General features: G+C 54.6%; 1 pseudogene. It reads left to right on the plus strand.

The features are described 5' to 3' along the window. Positions 1-326, plus strand: a pseudogene (locus tag MUW49_RS20945) (RNA-guided endonuclease TnpB family protein); the annotation flags it as partial.

The raw sequence follows: 326 nt of genomic DNA on the forward strand, positions 1-326 counted from the left end.
ACCCAGAAATGGCCTTTCTGGCCGAGGCATATACCGACAACCTCCAGCAGAAGCTCAAGGATTTGCATGGCGCGTGGATGCGCTGCTTTGATAAGAAACTCGCCGCCAAGGCACCCGTATTCAAGAAAAAAAGCGACAACCGCGACTCAATCCGCTTCGTCAACTTCGACAAGTATTGCTGCCTTGAAAAGGGTCGCGTGAAGCTGCCTGCCGGGCTGGCGTGGGTCAAGTTCCGTCAGTCCCAGCCAGTTGAAGGGAAAATTAAAAACGCGACCGTCAGCCAAGCAGCCGGGCACTGGTATATCTCCTTTCAGGTCGAGCAGGAG

The organism is Aeromonas sp. LsrichE-8G (assembly GCF_022869435.1).
Taxonomy (GTDB): domain Bacteria; phylum Pseudomonadota; class Gammaproteobacteria; order Enterobacterales; family Aeromonadaceae; genus Aeromonas; species Aeromonas caviae.